This is a genomic window from Bacillus sp. A1 (assembly GCF_042296235.1).
GTDB lineage: Bacteria > Bacillota > Bacilli > Bacillales > Bacillaceae > Bacillus > Bacillus velezensis.
The window spans coordinates 3843523-3869749 of record NZ_CP141181.1 but is presented as its reverse complement, the minus strand read 5'-3'; the positions used below and the strand labels follow the sequence as shown (position 1 = coordinate 3869749).

24 protein-coding genes are annotated in these 26227 nt (G+C 49.2%); 9 read left to right on the top strand and 15 right to left on the bottom strand.

Annotation, left to right across the window (positions count from 1 at the left end; translation table 11 throughout):
• Nucleotides 1-50 precede the first annotated feature (50 nt).
• Nucleotides 51-893: a polysaccharide deacetylase family protein gene (locus U2H13_RS19085; protein ID WP_014419234.1), complete on the top strand. Its 843-nt coding sequence runs from the start codon at nt 51-53 to the stop codon at nt 891-893.
• Between the two features lie 35 nt (nt 894-928).
• Here the strand turns inward: U2H13_RS19085 and U2H13_RS19080 are convergent, their stop codons facing one another.
• Nucleotides 929-2272 (bottom strand): 2-hydroxycarboxylate transporter family protein, encoded by a 1344-nt coding sequence (locus U2H13_RS19080; protein WP_104842960.1) that lies wholly within the window; start codon nt 2270-2272, stop codon nt 929-931.
• A 502-nt stretch (nt 2273-2774) separates the two neighbouring features.
• Here U2H13_RS19080 and U2H13_RS19075 point away from each other — a divergent pair.
• The 5 genes from U2H13_RS19075 (at nt 2775) to U2H13_RS19055 (ending at nt 9533) form a co-directional block, all read left to right on the top strand.
• Nucleotides 2775-4181 (top strand): cytochrome ubiquinol oxidase subunit I, encoded by a 1407-nt coding sequence (locus U2H13_RS19075; RefSeq protein WP_007614697.1) that lies wholly within the window; start codon nt 2775-2777, stop codon nt 4179-4181.
• Nucleotides 4165-5181, top strand: a complete 1017-nt coding sequence (gene cydB, locus U2H13_RS19070) for a cytochrome d ubiquinol oxidase subunit II (protein WP_376700589.1) — start codon at nt 4165-4167, stop codon at nt 5179-5181. The genes U2H13_RS19075 and cydB overlap by 17 nt, the downstream gene beginning before the upstream one ends.
• Nucleotides 5181-6884, top strand: a complete 1704-nt coding sequence (gene cydD, locus U2H13_RS19065) for a thiol reductant ABC exporter subunit CydD (protein WP_128497001.1) — start codon at nt 5181-5183, stop codon at nt 6882-6884. The genes cydB and cydD overlap by 1 nt, the downstream gene beginning before the upstream one ends.
• Complete coding sequence (cydC, locus tag U2H13_RS19060) at nt 6881-8611, top strand: thiol reductant ABC exporter subunit CydC (protein ID WP_376700588.1); 1731 nt, start codon at nt 6881-6883, stop codon at nt 8609-8611. The genes cydD and cydC overlap by 4 nt, the downstream gene beginning before the upstream one ends.
• Before the next feature lie 91 nt (nt 8612-8702).
• On the top strand, nt 8703-9533 hold the full coding sequence (locus U2H13_RS19055) for an NAD(P)H-hydrate dehydratase (protein WP_053285313.1): 831 nt from the start codon (nt 8703-8705) through the stop codon (nt 9531-9533).
• Between the two features lie 13 nt (nt 9534-9546).
• Here the strand turns inward: U2H13_RS19055 and U2H13_RS19050 are convergent, their stop codons facing one another.
• Nucleotides 9547-10905 carry a cytosine permease gene (locus U2H13_RS19050; protein ID WP_014419229.1) on the bottom strand — a complete coding sequence of 453 codons (1359 nt, stop codon included), beginning with the start codon at nt 10903-10905 and terminating at the stop codon, nt 9547-9549.
• Between the two features lie 316 nt (nt 10906-11221).
• On the opposite strand from U2H13_RS19050, the gene U2H13_RS19045 reads away from it, so the two are divergent.
• Nucleotides 11222-12208, top strand: a complete 987-nt coding sequence (locus tag U2H13_RS19045) for a choloylglycine hydrolase family protein (protein WP_376700587.1) — start codon at nt 11222-11224, stop codon at nt 12206-12208.
• A 38-nt stretch (nt 12209-12246) separates the two neighbouring features.
• On the opposite strand, the gene katX is transcribed toward U2H13_RS19045, so the two are convergent.
• The 13 genes from katX to U2H13_RS18980 form a co-directional block, all read right to left on the bottom strand.
• Nucleotides 12247-13860 (bottom strand): catalase KatX, encoded by a 1614-nt coding sequence (gene katX, locus U2H13_RS19040; protein ID WP_003150841.1) that lies wholly within the window; start codon nt 13858-13860, stop codon nt 12247-12249.
• Nucleotides 13861-13937: 77 nt separating this feature from the next.
• The gene (locus U2H13_RS19035; RefSeq protein WP_376700586.1) at nt 13938-15020 is read right to left on the bottom strand and encodes a glycosyl hydrolase; all 1083 of its coding nucleotides are present in this window, start codon (nt 15018-15020) and stop codon (nt 13938-13940) included.
• 19 nt (nt 15021-15039) lie between these two features.
• Complete coding sequence (manA, locus tag U2H13_RS19030; protein WP_376700585.1) at nt 15040-15984, bottom strand: mannose-6-phosphate isomerase, class I; 945 nt, start codon at nt 15982-15984, stop codon at nt 15040-15042.
• Entirely contained in the window at nt 15981-16862 is an 882-nt protein-coding gene (locus U2H13_RS19025) for an ROK family protein (protein WP_376700584.1), read from the bottom strand. Before U2H13_RS19025 ends, manA begins: the two co-directional genes overlap by 4 nt.
• 19 nt (nt 16863-16881) lie before the next feature.
• Complete coding sequence (locus U2H13_RS19020; RefSeq protein ID WP_107994179.1) at nt 16882-18282, bottom strand: glycoside hydrolase family 1 protein; 1401 nt, start codon at nt 18280-18282, stop codon at nt 16882-16884.
• Nucleotides 18283-18311: 29 nt separating this feature from the next.
• Nucleotides 18312-19631: a PTS cellobiose transporter subunit IIC gene (celB, locus tag U2H13_RS19015; RefSeq protein WP_029972940.1), complete on the bottom strand. Its 1320-nt coding sequence runs from the start codon at nt 19629-19631 to the stop codon at nt 18312-18314.
• 18 nt (nt 19632-19649) lie between these two features.
• On the bottom strand, nt 19650-19967 hold the full coding sequence (locus tag U2H13_RS19010) for a PTS lactose/cellobiose transporter subunit IIA (protein WP_156735390.1): 318 nt from the start codon (nt 19965-19967) through the stop codon (nt 19650-19652).
• Nucleotides 19968-19981: 14 nt separating this feature from the next.
• Nucleotides 19982-20293 carry a PTS sugar transporter subunit IIB gene (locus U2H13_RS19005; protein WP_003150851.1) on the bottom strand — a complete coding sequence of 104 codons (312 nt, stop codon included), beginning with the start codon at nt 20291-20293 and terminating at the stop codon, nt 19982-19984.
• 153 nt (nt 20294-20446) lie between these two features.
• Entirely contained in the window at nt 20447-21745 is a 1299-nt protein-coding gene (locus U2H13_RS19000) for an arsenical efflux pump membrane protein ArsB (protein ID WP_007407748.1), read from the bottom strand.
• Between the two features lie 13 nt (nt 21746-21758).
• Nucleotides 21759-22109, bottom strand: a complete 351-nt coding sequence (locus tag U2H13_RS18995) for a metalloregulator ArsR/SmtB family transcription factor (RefSeq protein WP_137987919.1) — start codon at nt 22107-22109, stop codon at nt 21759-21761.
• Between the two features lie 102 nt (nt 22110-22211).
• On the bottom strand, nt 22212-23108 hold the full coding sequence (locus U2H13_RS18990) for an ABC transporter substrate-binding protein (protein WP_032868637.1): 897 nt from the start codon (nt 23106-23108) through the stop codon (nt 22212-22214).
• Between the two features lie 16 nt (nt 23109-23124).
• The gene (locus tag U2H13_RS18985) at nt 23125-24138 is read right to left on the bottom strand and encodes an iron ABC transporter permease (protein WP_103526528.1); all 1014 of its coding nucleotides are present in this window, start codon (nt 24136-24138) and stop codon (nt 23125-23127) included.
• Nucleotides 24139-25137 carry an iron ABC transporter permease gene (locus U2H13_RS18980; protein ID WP_042635747.1) on the bottom strand — a complete coding sequence of 333 codons (999 nt, stop codon included), beginning with the start codon at nt 25135-25137 and terminating at the stop codon, nt 24139-24141.
• 242 nt (nt 25138-25379) lie between these two features.
• On the opposite strand from U2H13_RS18980, the gene U2H13_RS18975 reads away from it, so the two are divergent.
• Both U2H13_RS18975 and U2H13_RS18970 read left to right on the top strand, forming a co-directional pair.
• A complete protein-coding gene (locus U2H13_RS18975) occupies nt 25380-25970 on the top strand; it encodes a DNA-3-methyladenine glycosylase (protein ID WP_014419216.1) in 591 nt (196 codons plus the stop codon).
• A gap of 51 nt (nt 25971-26021) precedes the next feature.
• Nucleotides 26022-26156, top strand: a complete 135-nt coding sequence (locus U2H13_RS18970; protein WP_369719122.1) for a hypothetical protein — start codon at nt 26022-26024, stop codon at nt 26154-26156.
• Nucleotides 26157-26227 lie beyond the last annotated feature (71 nt).

The window sequence follows — 26227 nt, the reverse complement described above, 5'->3', positions numbered from 1 at the left end:
GACGCATAACCGATATAAAAAGTAAATAGAAGACAGAAAGCAGGAAAACGATGAAACGCATAATCATGTGCATGTGCCTTTTGGCTGCCGTGTTTACGCTTGCCGCCTGCTCGGGCCATGAGGCAAGCGCCGAACAAAGCATTCCGAAGGCAGAAGCGCACCACGATAAAAAATCTGTAAAGCGCCAAATCAAAAAGCAGCCGGATACGTCCGCCTGGGTTCAAACGAAAGGAACGGCAAGACTGCCGATTCTGATGTACCACAGCATTTCAGAGGGAAACAGCCTGCGTGTGCCGAAGGAAGAATTCCGGCAGCATATGAAGTGGCTTCATGATCACGGCTATTATACGATGACTCCTGAAGAGGCCTATCTGATGCTGACGGAGGATAAGGAGCCGCGTGAAAAATGTGTTCTGATCACATTTGATGACGGCTATACCGACAATGTGAAAGCGGCCTATCCCATTTTAAAGAAATACAAGATGAAAGCGACAATCTTTATGATCGGAAACTTTATCGGGCATAAGAATCATCTGACGGAGAAGCAGATGAAGGAGATGGCCGCCCACGGCATTTCCATTCAGAGCCATACGATGAACCATCTCGAATTGAACGGGCTCACACCGCAGCAGCAACGACGTGAAATGAAGGACTCTAAGCGTTTATTTGATCAAATGTTCGGACAGCGGACGTCTATGATCAGCTACCCTGTCGGACGATATAATAAGGAAACATTAAAAGCCGCCGCCGCGTCAGGCTACCGTATGGCGGTCACGACGGAGCCGGGAGCGGCGTCAAGAGATCAGGGGCTTTACGGGCTTCACCGCGTCCGTGTGTCGCCGGGCATGTCCGGCGCGGCATTCGGCTCTTATATTCAAAATGTGATGAAATAACAGAGCCTCCGCATCATGCGGAGGCTTTTTTCAGTTTAATAGAATTGATGAAGCAGCAGAAGGGTGACGCTCACGGTAATCGCTCCGCCGATTCTGGTCGACACTTGGGCGAACGGCATAAGCTCAAGCCGTTCAGCGGCGCTCAAGATCGCGACATCGCCGGTGCCGCCCTGGCCGGAATGGCAGGCATTAATAATCGCCGTCTCAATCGGGTACAGATTCAGCCATTTTCCGGTCAGAAAACCGACGGCCATCATCGTGACGACGATTGATAAAATGGTAATGATGTTGCTGATCGTAAACGCCGCAATCAGCTTGTCCCACGGTGTCATTGAAACGCCGATCGCAAATAAGAGCGGATAGGTCACGGCTGTCGAGAAAAAGCGCGAGACGCCGAAGGCTCCGTTTTCAATCGAAGCCGGCGCCAGCCTGAACAGCTTAATGAGAACGGCAAGGACGAGCATCACGACAGGAGCCGGAAGCTGAAAGAAATCATGCGCCAGCATGCCGACCAAATAGAGGGAAACCGCTAAAATACCGCCCGAAGCGAAAAAGGACAAATCAAATGTTTTATCATTGGCCGGCTGTTCCAATGCGGGAGCGGAATGATCAGACTTATCAACCTTCCCGTTGCCCGTCCATTCCGGTTTGCGTTTCCCGAGGACATTCAGCAAACCCGATAACATAATGGCGCATAGGCTGCCGAGCATGATGGACGGCAGCACAAGCGCAAAGGCGTCTCCCTGGGACATCGGCATAATATCGGAGTAGCCGATGGATAAAGGAATCGCGCCTTCACCGACACCCCCCGCCATAATCGGAACGACAATATAAAGCAGCGTGTGCTGAAAGCCGAGCCCGAGCAGCGTCCCGACGCATAAGCCGACGATTGCGGCCGCGATCGAGCCGGCGATCAGCGGAATAAAAATCTTGACGAAAGCTTTGACGAGCGTCTCTCTTTTCATCCCGAGAATACTGCCGACGACGATACCGGCAATAAATAGATAGAGAAAGTTGGAGCTTTCTGTGAATTCTGTTGTTGAAGTAATAATGTCTTTCGGAAGCAGGTGGTAGTAGACGACAGCGGATGGAATAAAGGTTGCGAGAATCGCAGGGCCGCCGATGGACCGCACGATCGGAATGGATTTTCCGATCTGGCCGAAGGTAAATCCGAAAAAACTCATGACGGCAATTGATGTCAGAATGTCGCTTTTTACATCACGGCTCATGACAAACACCGTAATAAGCAAGAAAAGCAGGATATAGATAGGAAGAGGAATAATGCCGATTCTTATATTCATTGCTCTGGCAAACCAGTTATCAGTCCGTTCCTGTTTTTGGATTGAATCCGTTTGCAATTTTGGTTGAAGTTCTCCCATGCTTGTTCCCCCAGTCGTTATGTAGTGAAAAAATATCCCCATTTAAAGTATACTAAAAAATTTAAATTGTTCATATATTATGAATTTACTAGAGGACATGCTTTCTTCACATTTTCTTTCTCAAAATGGCGATTTGGCGGGCTTTTTCGCCGAGAAAAGCATTTTGTTCGCCACACGAATAAAAAAGAGGTACGATATCAAAGGGACAAATATCCTAGGCGCTGACATAAAATCTCTACAAATCCGACAATAATCGGTCACAATTTCAGCCTTATTTTAGGTATATTGATCTTTTTTTTTAGGCTGAATCGTTGTAAAGTAATGATATTGAATCATTTCTATGACAGCCGCTGTCCCCCAGGGTGTACAGGCTGATATTTCAATAGTTTTGACGAATTTGTGAAACATTGAGCAAATATATCATTTTTTGTGAAATACCGAGCAATGATCTCGTTATGTTTGTGAAATGTTGAGCAATTTACCAGATTGGAGGAAAAACATCATGAGTGAGTTGGTATTAGCCCGCATTCAATTTGCATCTACAACATTGTTTCACTTCTTGTTTGTGCCTTTGTCTATCGGGCTTGTGTTTATGGTTGCTTTGATGGAGACGCTTTATGTTGTCAAAAAACAAGAGACCTATCTCAAAATGGCTAAATTTTGGGGGCATCTCTTTTTAATTAACTTTGCTGTCGGCGTCGTCACAGGGATTCTTCAGGAATTCCAGTTCGGTCTGAACTGGTCTGATTATTCCCGTTTTGTCGGAGACGTATTTGGAGCTCCGCTTGCGGTTGAAGCGCTTTTGGCGTTTTTTATGGAGTCTATTTTTATCGGATTATGGATTTTCGGCTGGGACCGTTTATCTAAAAAAGTGCATTTGCTTTGCATTTGGCTTGTGTCCTTCGGAACGATTATGTCATCTTTCTGGATTTTGACGGCGAACTCATTCATGCAGGAGCCGGTCGGCTTTGCGATTAAAAACGGCCGCGCGGAAATGAATGATTTCGGGGCGCTTTTGACAAACCCTCAGCTTTGGGTTGAATTCCCTCACGTCATTTTCGGGGCGCTTGCGACGGGTGCTTTCTTTATCGCCGGTGTCAGCGCATTTAAATTATTGAAGAAAAAAGAAGTGCCTTTCTTCCATAAATCTTTCAAGCTTTCGATGATTGTCGGTCTGATCGCCGGTATCGGCGTTGCGTTCAGCGGACACATGCAGGCGGAACATTTAATGGAATCGCAGCCGATGAAAATGGCCGCCAGTGAAGCGCTTTGGGATGACAGCGGTGATCCTGCCGCGTGGACGGCTTTTGCGAATATTGATACGAATAAAGAAAAAAACACATCAGAAATTTCAATTCCTTACGCACTGAGCTACTTGGCTTACCAGAAGTTCAGCGGCAGTGTGAAAGGGATGAAAACACTTCAAAAAGAATACGAAAAAACGTACGGAAAAGGCGACTATATCCCGCCTGTTAAAACGACGTTCTGGAGTTTCCGCATTATGGCGGGAGCGGGCGCGCTTATGATTTTTGCCGCGATTGCCGGCTTTATTCTGAACCGCCGCAAAAAGCTTCATACGAGCAAGTGGTATTTACGGGGCATGATCGCACTGATCGCATTCCCATTCATTGCGAACTCTGCCGGTTGGATTATGACTGAAATCGGCCGCCAGCCGTGGACGGTCATGGGACAATTGACGACCGCACAATCCGTTTCTCCTAACGTAACGACGGGATCTCTGCTGTTTTCAATTATCAGCTTCGGCGTCATGTACTTGATTTTAGGCGCTCTGCTTGTTTTCCTATTCGTTCGTGAAATTAAAAAAGGTGCGGACCATGATGATCATAAGGATGTTCCTGTATCAACGGATCCGTTCAGTCAGGAGGTCTACCATGGGGTCACTTCATGATCTTTGGTTTATACTCGTTTCAGTTTTGTTTGTCGGATTTTTCTTTTTAGAGGGTTTTGATTTCGGTGTCGGCATTTCGACCCGATTTCTTGGCCATAATGAATTAGAACGCAGAGTGCTGGTTAACACCATCGGCCCGTTCTGGGATGCGAATGAGGTGTGGCTTATCACAGGTACGGGAGCGATCTTCGCGGCATTCCCGAACTGGTATGCGACGATGCTGAGCGGATATTACATTCTGTTTATCATCATTCTTCTTGCCTTGATGGGGCGCGGCGTGGCATTTGAATTCCGCGGCCAAGTGAATAATCTGAAATGGGTCAAAACATGGGACTGGGTGATTTTCTTCGGCAGCCTTATCCCGCCATTTGTATTCGGACTTATTTTCACAAGCTTGTTCCGCGGTGTGCCGATTGACGGACATATGAACATTCACGCAGGTTTTTCAGATATTGTGAACGTGTATTCCGTTCTTGGCGGAGCAGCCGTCACCCTTCTTTCATTCCTGCACGGTTTAATGTTTATCACCCTGCGCACGATCGGTGATTTACAAGAGCGTGCGAGAAAAATGGCAAAACGCGTAATCGGTGTTATCTTTCTTGTTGTACTTGCTTTCTTTGCGATGTCTGCATACGATACGGATATGTTTACACGCCGGGCAAACATCACGATTCCGGTATTCGTGCTGATTGTCATCTGCAACGTTCTTGCCGTTGTGTTCATGAGCAAGAAAAAAGACGGCTGGGCATTCGGTATGACCGGCGCGGGTCTTGCTTTGACAGTTGCGATGATTTTTATCTCTCTGTTCCCGCGCGTCATGGTCAGCTCGCTGAAAAGCGCGTATGACTTAACAGTAGCTAACGCGTCTTCCGGTGATTATTCACTTAAGGTCATGACAATTGTCGCACTGACTCTGCTGCCGTTTGTTATCGGCAGTCAGATCTGGAGCTATTATGTCTTCCGGAAACGCGTCAGCCATAAGGAGCCTATGACTTATTAATGGGAAAAGACCTGTTTCTTTATAAAGGAATGAAGCGGATTCTTGCGATCATTACGGGATTAACGATTATACAAACGGCCGCCATCATCTTGCAGGCGGAATGGCTGAGCCAGGCGGTAACCGGATTATTTAACGGGAAGCGGATTGCTTCTCTTTATCCGGTTATCGGCTTTTTCCTGCTTGCGTTTTTGGTCCGGCATGCGGTGACAACGGTCCGGCAGAAAATCGTGTACCAATATGCCGCGCAAACCGGCGCAGACTTAAGAAAAAGATTTCTTGAGCAATTGTTCCGTCTCGGCCCCCGCTTTGCGAAAAAAGAGGGGACGGGCCGGATGGTGACGCTGGCGATGGAAGGCATCAGCCAGTTCCGCCGTTATTTAGAGCTGTTTCTGCCGAAAATGGTCAGCATGGCGATTGTACCGGCGGCCGTTGTTATTTACGTGTTTTTTCAGGATAAAACATCGGCATTGATTCTGATTCTTGCGCTTCCGGTTTTGATTGTATTTATGATTCTGCTCGGACTTGTCGCACAGAAAAAAGCCGATCGCCAATGGAAGTCCTATCAGACGCTTTCCAATCATTTCGTGGATTCGCTTCGCGGACTGGAGACATTGCGGTTTTTAGGATTAAGCAAATCACACAGTAAAAACATCTTTCATGTCAGTGAGAGATACCGTAAGGCGACGATGAGCACGCTCCGGGTCGCGTTTTTATCATCATTCGCCCTGGATTTCTTTACGATGCTGTCGGTGGCGACAGTGGCGGTGTTTCTCGGCTTGCGGCTGATAGACGGACAAATTCTGCTCGGGCCGGCACTGACCGCGCTCATTCTCGCGCCTGAATATTTTCTCCCGGTCCGCGAAGTGGGAAATGATTACCACGCGACGTTAAACGGGCAGGAGGCGGGGAAAACCATTCAAACGATTTTGGCGCAGCCCGGTTTTAAAGAAGAAAAGCCGCTCGAACTTGATACGTGGACTGACGGGGATGAATTACAGCTTACGCGTTTGTCCGTCCGAGAATCGATGTCTGAATTTCATCTGTCCTTTAAAGGGAAGAAGAAAATCGGAATTATCGGGGAAAGCGGTTCGGGAAAATCGACACTCATTGATGTGCTGGGCGGCTTTTTAGAGCCTGCGTCCGGTGAGATCAAGGTAAACGGTGAATCCCGCTCGCATCTGCAGTCGGACGGCTGGCAGAAGCAGCTGCTTTATATTCCGCAGCATCCGTACATTTTTGATGACACGCTTTTGAATAATATCCGGTTTTATCATCCTGATGCTTCCCGTGAGGAAACGGCGCGCGCCGCTGATTCAGCGGGTCTTTCCGGACTGATCCGTGATCTGCCCGGCGGCCTTGACGGCCGGATCGGCGAGGGCGGACGGGCGCTTAGCGGAGGGCAGGCTCAGCGTGTCGCGCTGGCCAGAGCCTTTTTAGGAAACCGGCCGATTCTCCTTTTGGATGAGCCGACCGCTCACCTTGATATTGAAACAGAATATGAAATAAAAGAAACGATGAAAGACCTGTTTGAAAACAAACTTGTTTTTCTGGCCACTCACCGTCTTCACTGGATGCTTGAGATGGACGAAATTATCGTGCTTGATGACGGCGCGGTGGCGGAAATCGGCACCCACGACGAATTGATGGCGAAACAAGGCGTATACGCCAAACTTGTAAAGGTGCAACTGGGGGAAAGAACATGAGAAAAGAAGAATGGATTCTGCCGTATATGAAGCAAAATGCCCGTTTGTTTGTTCTTGTGATTTTTTTAGGCGCGGTGACGATTTTTTCGGCGGCCTTTCTCATGTTCACTTCCGGTTTTTTGATCTCTAAGTCGGCGACAAGGCCTGAGAATATCCTGCTGGTGTACGTTCCGATTGTGGCCGTGCGCACCTTCGGGATTGCCCGTTCAGTCTCACGGTACGCCGAGCGTCTGACGGGGCACCATATCATTTTGAAAATCGTGTCCGACATGAGGGTGCGGCTTTACAATATGCTGGAGCCGGCCTCGCTCATGCTTTCATCCCGTTTTCGGACGGGCGACATGCTCGGCATTTTGGCTGAGGATATTGAGCATTTGCAGGATGCGTTTTTAAAAACGATTTTCCCGGCGGTTTCCGCTTTGCTGCTGTATGCGGCCTCCGTTATCGGACTCGGCTTTTTTTCCTGGCCGTTTGCCGCTTTTGCGGCGATTTACCTGTTTATATTGGTTGTATTGTTTCCGGTTGTGTCGCTTCTTGTGACGAGAGCGAAAAACATGAGGCTGAAAAGCGGCCGGAATATGCTCTACAGCCGGCTGACAGATGCCGTGCTCGGCGTGAGCGACTGGATGTTTTCGGGACGCCAGGCGGCCTTTATTTCCTCTTATGAAGAGAAAGAGAAGGCATGGTTTGACCTTGAAAGCAAACGTCAGCGGTTTACAAGATGGCGTGATCTCGCCGCGCAATGCCTTGTCGGCGGCTTCATATTGATCATGCTGTTCTGGACGGCGGGTCAGTATGCGGACGGCAGCATCGCCAACACGATGATCGCGGCCTTTGTGCTTGTCGTATTTCCATTGACGGAGGCGTTTATGCCCCTTTCGGATGCGCTGACGGAAGTGCCTTCTTATCAGGATTCCATCAAAAGAATGAGTAAGGCGGCTCCGGAGCTGCGAAGTCGTGAGGTGAAGCAGACAGATGAGAAACTGGATGTAACTGATGTGACACTTACATTTGATAACGTGACGTTTTCTTATGATCAGCACAGTCATGTGCTTGACCGTTTTTCCTTCACTCTCCGCCAAGGTGAAAAAATGGCGCTGCTCGGCAGGAGCGGCTCCGGTAAGTCGACCTCTCTCGCTTTAATTGAAGGCGCCTTAGTTCCCGATTCGGGCAAAGTGATGCTGAACGGGCTGGAAACTGCGGCCGTGCAGGAGCAGATTTCCTCAGCGGTGGCCGTTTTGAATCAGAAACCTCATCTCTTTAACACGAGCATTATGAACAATATCCGGCTCGGAAACGGCAAGGCGAGTGATGAAGATGTTAAGCGTGCGGCGCGGCAAGTGAAGCTGCATGATTATATTGAATCACTGCCTGACGGATATGAAACGTCCGTGCAGGAGACGGGGATTCGTTTCTCAGGCGGGGAACGGCAGCGGATCGCGCTTGCCCGTATTCTGCTCCAAGACACGCCGGTCATTATCCTTGATGAACCGACGGTCGGCCTTGATGCGGTCACTGAACGCGAATTGCTTGATACGATTTTTGATGTCTTTAAAGAGAAAACGATCCTCTGGATTACACACCATTTAGCGGGTGTGGAAACAGCTGATAAAATCGTCTTTTTAGAAAATGGAAAAGCAGAAATGGAAGGAACCCATCAAGAGCTGCTTGCAGAAAACGAACGGTACCGGAAGCTTTACCGTCTTGATGTTCCGATCAGAACATAAACAGCCGCAAACGAGCGGCTGTTTTTTTTGTGCGGTTTAAAATCTCTTCTTGTTTGGAATATAAATAGGAGACAGAAGAGGAGGTACAGAGATGAATATAATGGATTGGACGGAACAGGATGTGAAAGATACGCTGCCGCAACGGGAGGCAGACAGCCATAAAGGAACGTTCGGGACGGCGTTACTGCTGGCCGGGAGCGATGACATGCCGGGAGCCGCCCTTCTGGCCGGATTGGGCGCGATGAGAAGCGGTGTCGGCAAGCTTGTCATCGGTACATCGGCAGGCGTCATTCCGCTTATCGTCCCGGTGCTGCCGGAAGCGACGTACTGGCGGGACGGCTGGAAAAAAGCCGCGGCGGGCCAGCCCGGGGAAACCATCCGGGCCGCTGCCATCGGGCCGGGCCTTCCTCAAACAGACGAAGTGCAGCAGGCGGCTGATCAGCTGCTTTCTGCCGATTATCCCGTCATACTGGACGCGGGCGCCATTACGAAAAGAACCTATCCAAAGAGGAAAGCCCCCGTGATCTTGACGCCTCATCCCGGCGAATTTTCCAGAATGACAGGCCTTTCGATTCAAGAGATTCAGCAGAACAGAGCGGGATATGCCGCGGAATGGGCGGAGCGGCTTCATGCCACGATTGTCCTGAAAGGAAACGAAACCATTATCGCTTTTCCCGACGGGGAATGCCGCAGGAATACAACCGGAAACGGCGCGCTTGCAAAAGGCGGGACCGGCGACACGCTGACGGGAATGATTCTCGGCATGCTGTGCTGTCATCAAGACCCGAAACATGCCGTATTGAACGCCGTCCGCCTTCACGGCGAATGTGCGGAATTATGGACGAAAGAGCGCTCCGCCCATACCTTATTGGCGCACGAACTTTCTGAACTGCTGCCGCGTGTATGGAAGGAATATGAATAAAGAAAAGGCGTCTTCATAGGGAAGGCGCCTCTTTTTGTTTTACCCTTGATTTCATCAGGACATAATACAGCAGCGACGGAACGGCCAGGCCGATGACCCAGGCAATGTCGCCTCCGCCGAATATTTCAGCGAGCGGCCCGATGTAAAAGGATGTATTGATGAACGGGATTTCTAATATAATCGACAAAACGAAGGCGGCCGCTGTAATCCAATTGACCCTGCCGTATTGCCCGTTGACGTCAAACATCGATTTGACGTGGTATTTTCCGCGTCGGATAAAATAGTAATCCACGAGGTTGATCGCCGTCCATGGAATTAAGAAATAACTGATGAAAAAGATGAAATTTAAAAACAGTTCCATGAAATTGCTTTGGCCCAAGAGACTTAATACAGTACCCGCTGCCGTCACACAAAGGATCATTACCACTCGCGTTTTCGGCGTCACCTTCAGTTTTAAAAACGGCTCCAAAGTAGTCGTGGTTGACATAAAGGCTCCGTATAAATTAAAGACGTTGATCGCCATTTGTCCGAACAGGACGATGATCAGCATAATAAAGGAAAACGGACCGAACAATCGGACAATCTCATTTCCCGCATTAGCGGTAAATTCCGGGAGCGCCGTCGTCAAAATGGCGCCGAGAAGCATCATCCAGATGGAACTGACTGACGTACCTGCGTAGCTGTACCAAAAGGTATGCGATGCCGGTGTTTTGACCGGCAGATAACGGGAATAATCTGCGACATATGGCGCATATGCCAGCTGCCATGTGGCCACCGCGCTGACCGCCACTAGAAAAACAGGCAGATCTAATGAGCCGGGCACCCAGCTTCCTGAAGGAATCGGCAGTTGAAAAATAAGAATCGTTGCAGCAAAAAAAACGGCAAAGGAGGTCCAAGAGAGGATTTTCTGCATTTTGTGAATCAGATCATGACCGTAGATCGTGAGTAAAAAACAGATGGCGCTTAAGCCGATAATACACCATGAAGCCGGAATCGGTACAAAGCTGCTCAATGTACCGGCTGCGAGAATCGTACTGCTCGCAAAGAAGCCCAGGTAGATAAACATGACCAAAAAGAGGGGCAGAATCGCTCCGATCACGCCGAATTGCGCGCGGCTTTGAATCATTTGCGGAATTCCGAGCTGAGGTCCTTGTGCGGAATGAGACGCCATAAAGATTGCGCCGATAAAGGTCCCGATAATAATGGCGGCGATACTCCAAAAGAGATCGAGTCCCATTGTAACGGGCAGTGTGCCTGTGACTAACGTCGTAATATGCATATTAGCCCCGAACCAGACGGGGAATAAATCTTTAGCCTTTCCGTGTCTTTCGTCATGCGGAATATGTTCAATCGTTCGCCTTTCTACTTTCAATAGATAATCTCCTCCGTATGTTCTTCTTTAACATAAAAACATAGCTTAACAGATTGACCTGCCGTTTACAAATTCCAGCATGCAGGAAAAACATTGTAAAGCCTCGCTGACAGCCGTTCAAAAGTTTTTTTGGAAAACGGAACAAACACTGCCGCCAAAGCGATTTGCCAGGGTTTAAAAGGCATGGATATGCTTACGGACTAATATGTATTAAGGAGAAATGTGTCAATCTTTTGACGAATGGAGCCATTATTCGTTAAGCTGAAAGAATAGTTTACTTTGTGTAAATTTCATTAATGAAAAGGGGATGGATGATATGTGTACAAGTCTTACATTGAAAACGACAGACGGTAATCACCTATTGGCGCGAACGATGGATTTTGCATTTCAGCTCGGTACGGACGTCGTGCTTTACCCTCGTCAGTACAGCTGGAAAAGCGAAGCTGACGGCAGGATGCATAAGACGAAATACGCATTTATCGGCATGGGGAGAAATCTCGGCAATGTTCTGTTTGCCGACGGCGTAAATGAAAAAGGGCTGTCGTGTGCGACGCTGTATTTTCCGGGCTTTGCGGGATACGAGAAAGCGGAACGGGAGGGCACCTGTCACATCGCTCCTCATGAGTTTGTCACCTGGGCCTTATCAAACTGTGAATCTCTTGAAGACATAAAGGAAAAGCTCTCAATGCTGACGATTGTAGAGAAGAAGTTAATGTTATTGGATACGGTGCTGCCTCTTCATTGGATTTTATCAGACCGCACGGGCGGCTGCATTGTCATCGAGCCGACACCGGAGGGAATGAAAGTATATGACAACAAACCCGGAGTGATGACCAACAGTCCGGAATTTCCTTGGCATGTGACCAATCTGCGCCATTATATCGGAATCAGGCCGCAACAGTCAGAAAGCAAAACATTGGGCGGAATGACATTAACCGCTTTCGGCCAAGGATCTGGAACGATCGGGCTTCCCGGTGATTACACGCCGCCATCCCGGTTCATCAGAGCCGCTTATCTGAAAGAGCATTTAGAGCCTGTCGCCCATGAAACGGATGGCGTTACGGCCGCTTTTCACGTGCTGTCCAATGTGAATATTCCAAAAGGTGCGGTGATCACAGAGGAGAATGAAATTGATTATACGCAGTATACGTCGGTTATGTGCTGTGACACCGGGAACTACTACTTTCATCTGTACGACAACCGGCAGATTCACAAAGTAAGTTTATTCCATGAAGATCTTGACCGTCCGGAGCCGAAAGTATTTGCGGCCGCGGCGGAGCAGAATATACAGGAGCTGAATTAGCTCAAAAAAAACAGGACGCGATTGTCCTGTTTTTTTATTTAATACGGATCAGACGGATGGCTTTCCTGTTCAGCCTGTTTTGCGGCTTGTGCCGTATCAGTAGTGCCGATCGGCCCGCCGCTGCTGCTTTCGGAGGCTTTTTTCAGCCCTTCCGCAACACGTTTTCCGTAGTCCGGATCTGCTTTTGTGAAATTCTCAATCATTTGATCCTGAATGTCTTTCCGGCAGGAAGAAAGCGTATTGACCAGGTTTGTGATCAATTCGGTCCGTTCAAATTCCGAAAATCTGCGATATGTTTCTCCGGCCTGGCCGAAGTTATTCGGCCGGTCGATCGCTTCCCGCTTCACATCGCCTTCGACATGAGGTGTATGGTCTTTCCCATCCTGCTTTGCTTCGGTGAGTCCTCCCATAATGGACGGCTCATAGTTGACGTGCGGGTTTTGTCCTTCTGCCCGATCGACCCGATACTGCATTTGCCCGCCTTCCTGGTTGGTGGCGACATGCTTTTTCGGCGAGTTGATCGGAAGCTGCAGGTAATTTGCGCCGACGCGGTACCGCTGGGTATCTGAATAGGCGAATGTCCGCCCCTGAAGTAATTTGTCATCTGAAAAATCAAGGCCGTCCACAAGCACGCCCGTTCCGAATGATGCTTGTTCCACCTCGGCATGGTAGTTTTCCGGGTTTTTGTTCAGAACCAATTTACCGATCGGCTTCCAAGGGAAATCGTCTTTATACCACAGCTTGGTCGGATCAAGCGGATCAAAATCCAGCTCGGGGTGCTCGTCATCAGTCATGATTTGCGCATACACTTCCCATTCAGGGTAATCGCCTTTTTCAATCGCTTCATACAAATCCTGTGTCGCATGGTTAAAGTTTTTCCCCTGAATCTCTTCCGCTTCCTTCTGTGTCAGGTTGCGGATGCCCTGTTTCGGTTCAAAGTGATATTTGACGAGCACGGCTTTTCCTTCTTCATTGACCCATTTGTAGGCATGGACGCCTGAGCCCTGCATCTGCCGGTAGTTGGCCGGGATGCCCCACGGCGAAAACAAGAAAGTGATCATATGAGTCGCTTCCGGTGATTGGGAAATGAAGTCGAAAATACGCTCGCCGTCCTGAATGTTCGTAACGGGATCAGGCTGAAATGCGTGCACAAGATCCGGGAACTTCAGCGGATCACGGATAAAAAAGATTTTCAGGTTGTTGCCGACCAGATCCCAGTTGCCGTCTTCGGTATAAAGCTTAACGGCAAAACCCCGGGGATCACGCAATGTTTCCGGGGAATGCTTCCCGTGGTTGACGGTAGAAAACCGCACAAACGCCGGAGTTTTCGTTCCTTTCTTTTGAAACACTTTCGCTCTTGTATATTTAGAAATCTCCTCGTCTCCAAAACTTCCGTACGCCTCAAAGTATCCGTGTGCGCCGGCGCCGCGCGCGTGAACGACGCGCTCGGGAATCCGTTCGCGGTCAAAGTGGCTGATTTTCTCCAAAAAATCATAATTCTCCAATGTCGTCGGTCCTCTATTGCCGACTGTCCTGACATTCTGGTTGTCAGTGACCGGATGGCCCTGCCGGTTTGTCAGCGTGTCTTCTGACTCGCCTTTACCGGTCGTCTTACTGGAAAGCGTTTCTTCGCTGTTTTTGTTATTTTCCATTGTTGAACCCTCCTTTTTGAACGGTAACAATATGCCCAGCAGAGCCGTTTTTTAAAACCGATTTTCAAAAGAAGCGGTTATTCCGCGATCGGCGTCAAGGACCCGCCGTTCCATATTTCGCCCTTGTTCAGCGTCCAGCTGTTTTGATAAAGGCTTTGCGCGCCTTGATTGGCCGCCGGACTTAATTGTTCATCCCATGTCAAAAAGTACGTGGTCTGAGGGTATTTTTGCCTGATCGCATTAATAAAAGCAGCATAATCAAAGCTTCCGATATTGCCGGACGGACCGGTTTCGGCAAAGGCAAACGGTTTTTTCAGAGACAGCATTTCATCATAGCCTGATATCGCATACGGATCAGTGAAGTAAGCGTCCAGACCGGTAATATCCACATAAGATGAGCCTGGGTAGAAGTCTGTTTTAAAGTCTCTGTTGGCATCCGGCGAATACACCCACAAAAGGTTATCCAATCCTCTTGTCTCTGTCATATAGCGGTATATCTTCTTGTAAAGCTCTTTGTACAGCAAGATTCTCTCATTGTCTTTTTGGTTGTAGCCTGTCAGCCCCCACCAGAACCACTCGCCGTTCATTTCATGCAGCGGTCTGAACAGAACGGTGACGCCTTGATTTTTCAGCTGAGTAAGGCCGTCGGCAATTTTGCTGAGCAGCGCCTCAAGCCGTTTTCCTTCCACAGTTGAAGGGTCAAGGATGTTTTTGTACTGGCTGTTTGAGATGGCCGTTTTATAGTTTCCGGATGGAAAGGCCGGATTTGCGAGATGCAGGCTGACCTGAGGGAGGCCGCCGCTTTTCCAGTATGAGATTAAACTGCTGTTGCAGCTGTAATCGATAGTATCGGTGATATCCGCTGTTTCCAGCCACCCTCTCCCATAGTCACAGCCGTAGATGGCGGGAGACTGTCCCGTCGCGTTTTTCAAGCGGTTTTCCTCTGTCATTGAAAAAGTGACATCGCTGTAGCCGCCGAACGCTCCGGACATGACCCTGTTTTCTGAACGGTTGGGCAGGTGCGCCAGCCAGTTCATGATATCTTTTGTCGTCTGCTGGGCATTTGGGTTGACGGGATAAACGGTGTGAGCCGATATCGGACTGGCGGCTCCTAAGAGTAATAAAACGATAGACAGGCAGACTGCTAACTTTTTAAGCATATAAAAGACCTCCTGATTTTTAAGATGATGAAGGATGTGAAACGATAACCTCACAATCTCCTTCTATAACAAAATCTCCGGAATCCGCCGGCACGATAAAGTGATCGCCTTTGTGAACGGGGCATCCATCCAGTTCTCCGTGTCCTTTAATCACGCTTGCGAGTAAATACCGGCCGGGTGCGGGGAATGATGCTTTTCCGCTCACATCCCATTGATAAACTGAAAAGAAAGGTGTTTCGGCGAGTATCGTAATAAGAGCATCTCCGATCCGATGCTTTGTGCTTTTTACATTTTCATCGGTATGGGGAATGTCTGTTACGTCAATTGCTTTCTGAAGATGAAGCTCGCGTTTATTCCCGTTCCCATCCGTCCGGTCATAGTCGTAAAGCCGGTAGGTGGCATCAGAGCTTTGCTGGATTTCAAGGACGAGCGTACCTTCACATAAAGCGTGCAGTGTGCCGCTCGGGACATAGAAAAAGTCGCCGGGCTTAATGGGGATGCGGCGGAGCAGGTGATCCCACTCGTTTCGTTCAATGAGCCGAACGAAATCTTCTTTTGTTTGGGCGCGGTGCCCTAAAATGAGCTCCGCGTCTTTTTTGCAGTCCAACACATACCAGCATTCCGTTTTTCCGAGTTCTCCGTTTTCATGCCGATGTGCATATGCGTCATCCGGATGAACCTGCACGGATAAGTCCATATTTGCGTCAAGAATTTTTGTGAGCAGGGGAAAAGCGTCTTCTTTCGGATGTCCGAACAGGTCAGGGTGTTCATTCCAGAGACGGTGTAATGATGTTCCGGAAAAAGGCCCGTTCCGCACGATGGATGTACCGTGCGGATGAGCTGAAATCGCCCAGCACTCTCCCGTCCGCTCAGAAGGAATCTCATACCCGAATGTATCGCGCAGCTTCGTCCCGCCCCATAATCTTTCTTTAAAAACCGGTTCCAGAAATAAGAGTTTCGTCATTTTCCCGCCTCCCGGTTTGCCGTCTCTAATGCGCGCTCCGCCAATACGAGCGAACCGGCAGCGCCGGAGTGAATTCCTAATTGAGGGGGAACGATGAAGTGTTCAATGTCGGGCAGATCAATATATTGATTCAGCCGCTTTTTCACGTGCAGACGGATATAAGAGAACAGCTGATGCTGCTTCATGACGCCCCCGCCGAGAATGATCTTTTCCGGCGAAAGTATGAGAATATACTGCACAAGCGCTTCGGCAATATAAAAGCCCTCAAGCTCCCACACTTCCTGCTGATCCGCCAGCAGATATGCTTTTTTCCCCCAGCGTTTCTCAATGGCGGGACCTGCCGCGAGGCCTTCCAGGCAATCTGTATGGTAAGGGCAATTGCCTTTGTAGCCGTCGTCCGGGTGTCTTCTGACATAAATGTGGCCCATTTCAGGATGAGACAGCCCTTGAACAAATCTGCCGTTCATGATGGCGCCCGCTCCGATGCCAGTGCCGACCGTCAAATAGAGGCAGCTGTCCGCGTTTTTGGCCGCGCCGAAAGAAGCTTCTCCGAGCGCCGCCGCATTAACGTCGGTGGTGAAGCCTGCGGGAATATGCAGTGCGTTTTTGATCGTTTGAAGAATAGGGCAGTTCCGCCAGGCTGTCTTCGGCGTCGCGGTGATGCACCCGTATGTTTGACTGTCGGGACGGATGTCAATCGGTCCGAACGACCCGATGCCGATGGCTTCTATCGGGAAATCTTTAAAGTAACGGATGACTTGTCTGAGTGTGTCATCCGGTTCTCCCGTCGGAAACTCCGCCCTGTCCAGAATGGTGCCGTCTTTTTGTCCGGCGGCACAGACAAATTTCGTGCCGCCGGCTTCAATACCTCCAAGCATGGCTGTACCTCCTCATCTGTTAAAATCCGTTTTGATCGGAAACGGCTTTGAACCAGCGGCCGCTTTTTTTGACGGTCCGTTCGCCCCCGTTTTCCAGATTGACAGATACAAAGCCGTAGCGGTTTTTATAAGCATTTGTCCAAGACCAGTTGTCCATAAAAGTCCACAGATGATAGCCTTTTACATTTGAACCTTCTCCGATGGCCCGATGCACCCATTTGAGATGTTCCCGAATAAATTCAATCCTGTAATCATCCTGAATGATGCCGTTTTCATCGCGGAAGCGTTCCTCGCCTTCAACTCCCATGCCGTTCTCGGAAATAAAACATTCGATATTTCCGTAATGTTCTCTGAGATTGGTGAGAATGTCATAGATTCCTTTTTCGTATATTTCCCACCCGCGGTGAGGGTTCATTTTCCGTCCGGGCATAACATACGGATCGAAGAAACGCTCAGGCAGGAAAGGGGCGTGCGGATTCGGAACATGTTCTTTTGCCTTGACGCGTCTCGGCTGGTAGTAGTTCACGCCTAAGAGGTCAACCGTATGCTCCTGAATGAGGCGGAGATCTTCTTTCTCGTAACGCGGGAGAAAGCCTTCCGCCTTGAGAATCTCGACAAGCTCCTCAGGAAATTCGCCCTTTACGGCGGGATCTAAAAATGAGCGGTTGAAAAAGGCGTCGGCAATCCGGGATGCTTTCAGATCTTCAGGGTGTGAGCTTCTCGGATAAGAAGGCGTCAGATTCAGAATGATTCCGATTTGTCCGTCCTGTTTCAATTCTCTGTAGGCTTTGACAGCCCTTGCATTCGACAGCAGGGTATGGAAGCCGGCCTGCACCGCTTCTTGAAAATTAACGTGATTCGGATAGTGAAAGTCGTATAAGTAGCCGCCTTCAATCGGCACAATCGGCTCGTTGTGAGTGAACCATTTTTTCACTTTGTCACCGAATAGCGAAAAGCATGTTTTGGCGTAATGTTCAAACGCGTCAACGGTGTCCCGGCTGACCCAGCCCCCCTTACGCTGAAGGGCGAGAGGCATGTCAAAGTGAAACAAATTGACAAACGGCTCAATGCGATGGGCAAGCATTTCATCGATGACGTCCTGATAAAACGCGACCGCTTTCTGATTGACCTCTCCAGTTCCGTCCGGAATCAATCTTGACCAGGAAATAGACAGCCGGAAGGAGTTGTGGCCGATTTCTTTCATCAGCCGGATATCCTCCTTGTATTGATCATAAAAACGTGACGTGTCGCCGGGGCCGACGCCGTTAAAAAAACGGCTCGGCTCTTTTTCATACCAGTAATCCCATATGTTTTGGCTTTTTCCGTCTCTGTCGGCGGCGCCTTCTGTTTGGGTGGCGGAGGCGGAAGACCCCCACCAGAATCCTTCCGGAAAACGATATTGAATATTTGATTCAGTCAATTGATTTCTCTCCCTTACTGCGATTTTGATTACATACTCATGCTGTCATCCCGGGCATGCTGCTCGGTCTCGGCTTCTTTTTCCTTTGCCATATTTAATTTGTCCAGCGCTTTAAGAAACGGGAACCAGATGACAAACACAATACAGAGGTTGACCAGTTGCATAATGCCGCCCATGACGGAATTGGTCGCCATAATCCCGTTAATGAAAAGGGGGACGGTCCAGGGCACGGTCACGCCGGTAGGAGGGGGCACGATCCCCGCCGACATGGCCAGGTAGGTGACGAGCGTGACAACCATCGGTGCGATCACCCACGGAATGATAATGATCGGGTTCATCACGATCGGCAAACCGAAAATAACCGGCTCATTGACGTTGAAAATGCCCGGCGCGAGACCGAGTTTGGATATCTGTTTCATCTGTTTGCTTTTCATAAAAAGCAAGATGGTGATCACTATGGCCAATGTCATTCCGGTTCCGCCCATTCCGACGGTGTAAATCTCCATAAACGGCTTAGAAATAATATGGGGAATCTCTTTTCCCGCTGTATACGCAGCCAAATTTTCGACCTGTAATGTATTCCAGATCGGGTCCATCACGGAATTGATAATGATCTGTCCGTGAAGTCCGAAAAACCATAAAATCTGAATAAAGAAAACAGCGATTAATGTAGGAATGATGCCGCTTCCAAGTCCGACAAGCGGGGCTTGGACCGTATGATAAATGACATCATGCAGATTGGTGTGAAAGATCTGGGTGACAGCCGCATTGATCAAGAGGAAGACGGTAAGCGTGATAAAAGCCGGAATCAATGCGGCGAACGATTTAGCAACAGCCGGAGGAACACCGGCAGGCATCTTAATCGTTAAGTTTCTCTGGACGATTCTTCTGTAGATTTCACCTGACAAAAACGCGGTCATCATGCCGAGAAACATCCCTTTTGCTCCAAGCCGGTCAACCGGAATGACGCCTGCGACCGCTTTGCCCGTTTCCGGTTCTAAGACGAACGGGGTGAGCAGCAGAAAAGAAACCAATGCGATCGCTCCGCCGAATACGGCCTCCACTTCGTAGCTTTTGGAAAGGTAATAGCCGATCCCGAAGACGACAAAAATGGACATAATCCCCATCGTCGCCGTCGAAGCGCCGCCAAATCCGGATTGAAAGACAGACAGGGCGGAGCTGCTCATGATTTTGTTTAAAAACGGCAGGTTCGTCAGCACGACGAACACCGAACCGAAAATGGTCAGCGGAAACGCCAGCATAAAAGCATCCCGTAAAACTTGCAAATAGCGGTTATTGTTTAATTTGCCCGCGATCGGAACAAGGAATTGGCTGATTTTCTCAAACACGTCTTCACCCCCGGCTTTTTATAAATTTTTTGATTGAAATAAGTCGAGCATTTCTTTGACGAGCTCTTTCATTGAAAGCGCTGACATTAAGTGATCTTCAGCATGCATAAAAAGCAGAGAGACATCCGTTTTGGTGCCGCCGGCTTCTTTTTGAATCATCTGAAAATGGATGTCGTGCGCTTTTCCCAGTTCTTCTTCAGCCTTTGTCAGAAAGGTGTCTGACTCATCTGGCCGGCCGTCTTTATAAGCGCGTATCGATTGAATAATACAGCTGCGGGCATTGCCGCTGTGAAGAATCAGCTGAAAACTGATCTGTTCATCCGTGTACGTTTCCATGCTTATCGCCTCCTTTATTTGTTCTCTATCAAGGCAACGGCCTGTTCGTATGCTTTTTTGCCGTCTCCCATGCCGTATGCCATCATATCAATCACATCAACGGTGATGTGAAGCGGGTCCGCCTCTTTTTGAAGCTCGCCTTTTAAAAAACTCATCTGCGGGCCGATCAGTACGACGTCTGCGTCTTTCATCGCTTCTTTTGCTTTATCCTGTCCGACTGCCCAAATCTCGGCCTCCTCACCGATGGAGCTGGCGTAATTCTGCATTTTCGTGACAAGAAGGCTGGTGGACATGCCTGAGCTGCAGGCTAATAAAATTCTTTTCATGAGGAATCCCTTCTTTCATAAAGTTAAAACGTTTTCATGAATATTATAATCTTTTGAAGTTAAATGTCTATACTTTTAAAATATAAAAGTTTAACTTTTCGGATTTTTGACACAAAAAAACCTTTTAAGATTCAACTTAAAAGGTTTTTCATCTCAAGCGAGCCATAACAGCCATAAATAAAGTCCGATCAGGGTGATGAATAACGTCGGAATGGTTAATATCAGACCTGTTTTGAAATACATTCCCCAGGAAATTTTCACGTTTTTCCGGCTCAGCACGTGGAGCCATAACAATGTCGCCAGCGACCCGATCGGCGTGATTTTCGGCCCGAGGTCAGAACCGATAACATTCGCGTAAATCAATGCTTCTCTCATCAGCCCGTGAGTGTCCGTTCCGCTGATGGCTATGGCGTCAATCATCACCGTCGGCAGGTTATTCATAACGGAGGAGAGGATCGCAGCGATAAAACCCATTCCGAGTGTGCCCGCAAACAATCCGTGATCCGCCGCTTTCTGAATAAGCTGAGAAAGAAGATCCGTCAGTCCGGCATTCCGCAAGCCGTACACGACAACATACATGCCGACAGAAAAAAACACGATGGCCCACGGGGCGTCCTTGATGACTTGTTTCGCAGGGACGGCGGGGCTTCGCTGCGCCAGAATGAGAAAAATAACCGCGATGGAGCCGGCAACGAAGGAAACGGGTATCGACAGCAGTTCGCTGACGAAATATCCGATCAATAAAACGGCCAGCACAGCCCACGATAACCGGAAAAGGCGTTCATCCTTAATTGCGGATGCCGGATGTTTCACAAGACCGGTGTCATACCGTTTCGGAATGTTTTTTCTGAAATAGAGATACAGCACCAAAATGCTTGCCGCCAGAGAAAAAAGGTTGGGCACCAGCATGCGTGATGCATATTCAATGTACCCGATATGAAAGTAATCGGCGGATACAATATTGACCAAATTGCTTACAACGAGCGGAAGCGAGGTGGTGTCGGCGATGAATCCTCCGGCGATAATAAACGGAAAAACCAGCTTTTCAGGTAAATTCAAAGCCCGCACCATCGCCAGTACGATCGGCGTCAAAATGAGCGCCGCTCCGTCATTGGCAAACAGGGCGGAGACAACAGCCCCTAAGACCGACACATAGAGAAACATCCGCAGCCCGCTGCCTTTGGCCGCCATGGCCATATGCAGCGCGGCCCACTCAAAAAAACCGATGCTGTCAAGAATCAATGAAATGATAATAATGGCGATAAAGGCAAGTGTCGCATTCCAGACGATTCCCGTCACTTCCGCGATATCGTGCAGGCTGACTGCTCCGGCGATCAAAGCGAGAACCGCTCCGCCGCAGGCAGACCAGCCGATTGATACATGTTTCGGCTGCCATATGACAAACACAAGTGTCAGCACAAAAATCAGCGCTGATAAAACCGCAACTCCCAAGAATATATCCTCCTTACCGGCATGTAACAGTGACTTCTTTTTGCCGCAATGTCTGTAAAACTTCGTCCTTTTCATCTATCTGCTGCAAAATCGAGCAAACCAGCGCGTATTCCGGACCGGACGGATGAATGGCATAGTACCGCCACTGGCCCGCGCGTCTTTCCCGCACAAGGCCGGCGTTCTTTAATTTCCGCAAGTGCTGGCTGATGCCGGGCTGACTTATATCAAAAATAGCCGTCAGCTCGCAGACACAATATTCCTTATCCTCCAGAAGCTTCAGCATCAAAAGCCTCGTCGGGTCGCTTAGAAGCTTGAGGCACTGGCTGATCCCTCCGGAACTTAAAGCATGATGCCGCCGTTCCATGCGCTCACTCCTTTTTCACACTATTATATAAGCAGATGTTTATATAAGTAAACGATAATATAAAAAAGCCGGTCTTGCACTTTTCGCAAAACCGGCTCATGTTTATTTTTGGAACAGTTTTTTCGCTTCATCCATTGCTAATTTATTTCCCAGTGCCGAATAATCAAGCCAAGGCTGATCGGCAATTTTATAGACATGGTTTGCTTTCACGGCCTTAAGCCCTTTCCATACAGCGCTTTTTTGCAATTCTTTATAAGCTTGCTGTGACTTGTCGTCTCTGTTAACGACCACGAAAATCGCATCTGCGTTGTAATCAGGCAGCACTTCTTGAGAAATGACTTCATAAGGGCGGGAGGTGTTCATTTCTTTAATGCCGTCAGCCGGTTTCAGCTTCAGATCGTCAAACAGAATCGGTCCCATCGGGCGGCGTGTGCTGAAGACGCGAAGCTCTTTTGCGTTCACGCGGATCGCCATGACTTTGGCGTTTTTCCCTAATTCCTTATTCATCATGGATCTGACTTGTTTTGTTTCATCTTCGTAATCTTGAATAAATGTTTTCGCTTCTTTTTCACGGTTGACGATTTTTCCGATGTCTTTTAAATGATCGCGCCATGTGCCTTTATCAAGGTCGAAAACGTGTGTGTTTCCGATTTTCTTGTATTTTGACACATCTTTTCCCGCAAATTCTTTATCAAGATAAATGTTGTCTGGATTCAGCTCAAGTAAAGCTTCCATATCCGGGTCTGATGCAGGTCCGAGTTTTTTCGTGTCTTTCAGCTGATTTTTCACATGAGGGAGAAAATCTTTTAATTCTCCGCCCACGACGGAACCGGCAGGTGTAACGCCGAGAGCCAGCAGATCATTTGTCAGGTGAATGGACATCGAAGCGATTTTATGATCACCGGATTTCTTTTTTGACTCCGGCTGTGATGAATCGGATTGGCAGGCAGCCAGTAAGAAAATACACATGAAACTGATGAGCGCAATTGTTTTTTTCATGGGAATACTCCTTGTTTTATGATTTGATTTTCATGACGAGATAGAGAAAATACGGCGCGCCGATGGCTGCCGCAACCACGCCGGCCGGAATGGCATTCGGCTGAAACAAAGACCGGCCGATGGTGTCTGCCGCGACAAGAATGACAAGGCCGATTAATCCCGCAATCGGAATAATATGCTGATGCATGGTGCCGACGAGCCGTCTTGCCAAGTGAGGGGCGGCAAAGCCGATAAAGCCGATTCCGCCGGCCATCGCCACACTCGCGCAAGACAGGCCGACCGCTATGGCGATCAGCATGATCCTTTTTCTCTGCACGTGTGCGCCAAGCCCCACGGCGGCCTGGTCACCGAGCATTAAAATGTTCAAAGACCGGGCGTTAAGCCATGCAAGCGGTGCGAGAATGCCGATCCAGGGCAATAGCGACCATACATGAATCCAGTCCCTGCCCCAGACGTTTCCTACCAGCCAGCGGGAAGCGAATGTATAGGTTTCTTCATTCAGACGCAGCGACATAAACAATGTAACGGCGCTGAAGCCCGCGGAAACGGCGATCCCGACTAACAGCATGCGGATCGTTAAAAAACCGTTCAGCCTGTCGTACGTAAGCACTACGATCAGCAGGGCGGCGAGTGTTCCGCCCGCAAACGTAAACAGCGGGATGAACATCGACGCCTGCGCCTCCAGGGAATGAAAGAATGTGATATACATCATCAAACCGAAGGAAGCGCCGGCATGCAGTCCGAGAATGCCCGGATCGGCAAGCGGATTTCGGGATACACCCTGCAAAACAGCGCCCGACACGCCTAAGCCGATGCCGGCCAGCATCGTCACCAGTATCCGGGGGAGCCGGTAATCGAATAAAACGGTTGTGCTTTGAAACGTGCCGTATCCGAACAGCGTTTTTCCCACGGTGAGGGGAGAAAGCCGGAATGAGCCCGTGTGCAGCCCGATCAGAATCATGCAAACGGCGATGACCAGCAGAACGAGACCTGCCGCCGCCGCTTTTTTTGTTTCTTTCTGCACTTTCATTTATAAGTCTCTCCCTTCCTTGCGGGCAATATAAAGAAAGAAAGGGACACCGACAAGTGCCACCATGATGCCTATCGCCAATTCTCTCGGGGGACTGACCGTGCGTGAGGCCAAGTCGGCCAAAATCAAAAGAATCGCGCCAAGCAACGCGGACATCGGAATAATCAGCCTGTACGTAACGCCGACGATCTTTCGCGCGATATGGGGAATGACCAGCCCGACGAAGCCGATCGCGCCCGCAGCGGAAACAGACACACCGGCAAGAACGACGGCGATCATTAATCCGGCGGCACGCGTCAGAGCCGTGTTCACCCCTAAATTCGCCGCCACGTCATTTCCCATTGAGAGAAGGGTGACGGACCGGCCCATGAATGTCGCGAGAATGATGAAGACCGCAATCACGGGAACAAGGACTTGTAAATGAGCCCACTTGATCCCTGACACCCCGCCGGCGTACCAGAAGGCCAAATCCTGGCTTAAATCGTAATAAATCGCCACACCGGTACTGAGTGAATGTAAAAGAGCGGCCACGACCGCCCCGGCAAGCGTCACCTTTAAAGGTGTCATGCTGCCTTTTCCCGCCGCACTGATAAAGAAAATCAAGCCGGTGCTTGCCAGTGCTCCCAAAAATGACATCACCATCAGCAGGGCGTATGACAAATGAGGGAAAAAAGCAAAGCTGAGCGCAACAACAAACATGGCGCCCGCGTTTACGCCTAAGACACCCGAATCGGCAAGCGGGTTTCTCGTGACACCCTGCATGAGGGCGCCGGCTGCAGCAAAAGCGGCTCCTGTAACGGCCGCCCCGAGCACCCTCGGAAGACGCAATTCATGAATGATCTGCTGGCCCGTTATGTTCGGATTATAATCAGCAACAGCCGACCAAACCGTATGTAAAGTAATGTCTTTCGCGCCGAATGAGACAGCGAAAAAAATAGATACAAGCAGCCCGATCACCGCGATCAGGAAGAAAACCCCGTTTTTTAAGATGCTGATCAGACGGTTTGCGGACGTGACAGAATCGCTCAAAAATCAATTCACCTACTTTTATGATCATTGTCCGGTATTTATTGAATATGAGAATCATTTTCATTTGAACCATCATATTATACCGAGCTGATTTTCAAAACGCAATAGAGCGTTTAACAATGATGTCCTTTTTTTCTCTCATGTTTATATTGTAAAAAAGAAGTGAAAAACGTGAAAGAGGAAATCGCTATATTCAGAAAGGAGGGAGGCAAATGGCGGGAGAACGAAAGCCTTTGCCGATTGAATTTTACCAGAGACCGTCAGTGGAGCTTGCCCCTTTATTGCTCGGCTGTCTCTTGGTGAAGGAGACGGACGAGGGAACGGCTTCAGGTTTTATCGTGGAAACGGAAGCTTATATGGGAGCGGATGACCGGGCGGCGCACAGCTTCGGCAACCGGCGCACGAAACGGACGGAAATTATGTTCCATGAGGCGGGCCGCATTTATACATACGTCATGCACACTCATACATTAATGAACGTCGTCGCCGCGGACATCGGCATTCCGCAGGCCGTGTTAATCAGGGCGGCGGAGCCTCATGAAGGACAGTTCCTGATGGAGAGCAGGAGACCGGGCAGACCCCCGAGAGAGCGGACAAACGGCCCGGGAAAACTGACGAAGGCGATGGGCATTTCAATGAACGACTACGGCGGCATGATCACGGAACCGCCGCTGTATATTACGGAGGGCTTTACGCCTGAGCATATATCAACAGGCCCGAGAATCGGGATTGACAACAGCGGAGAAGCCCGGGATTATCCGTGGCGCTATTGGGTGACGGGGAACCGGTATGTCTCACGCTGACCATGTTTATAAACGCTGATAAGAGGGGAAAGACAAGGTAAAAGAAAGGGGATTCAGACATTGAAAAAATTTTTCAAAACGATTATCAAATGGGCGCCCGTCATCTATCCGATCATCAGAAAAATCATAAAAGAACGGAAGGCATCTAAGCGGAACCGCATGTCCGCATCCCGAACAGCCGGCTGATCCGGCTGTTTTTTTACGGGCCTGGCATCGGATTGCCGCATTGACTTGAAATCCTCCCCATTATAGAATTT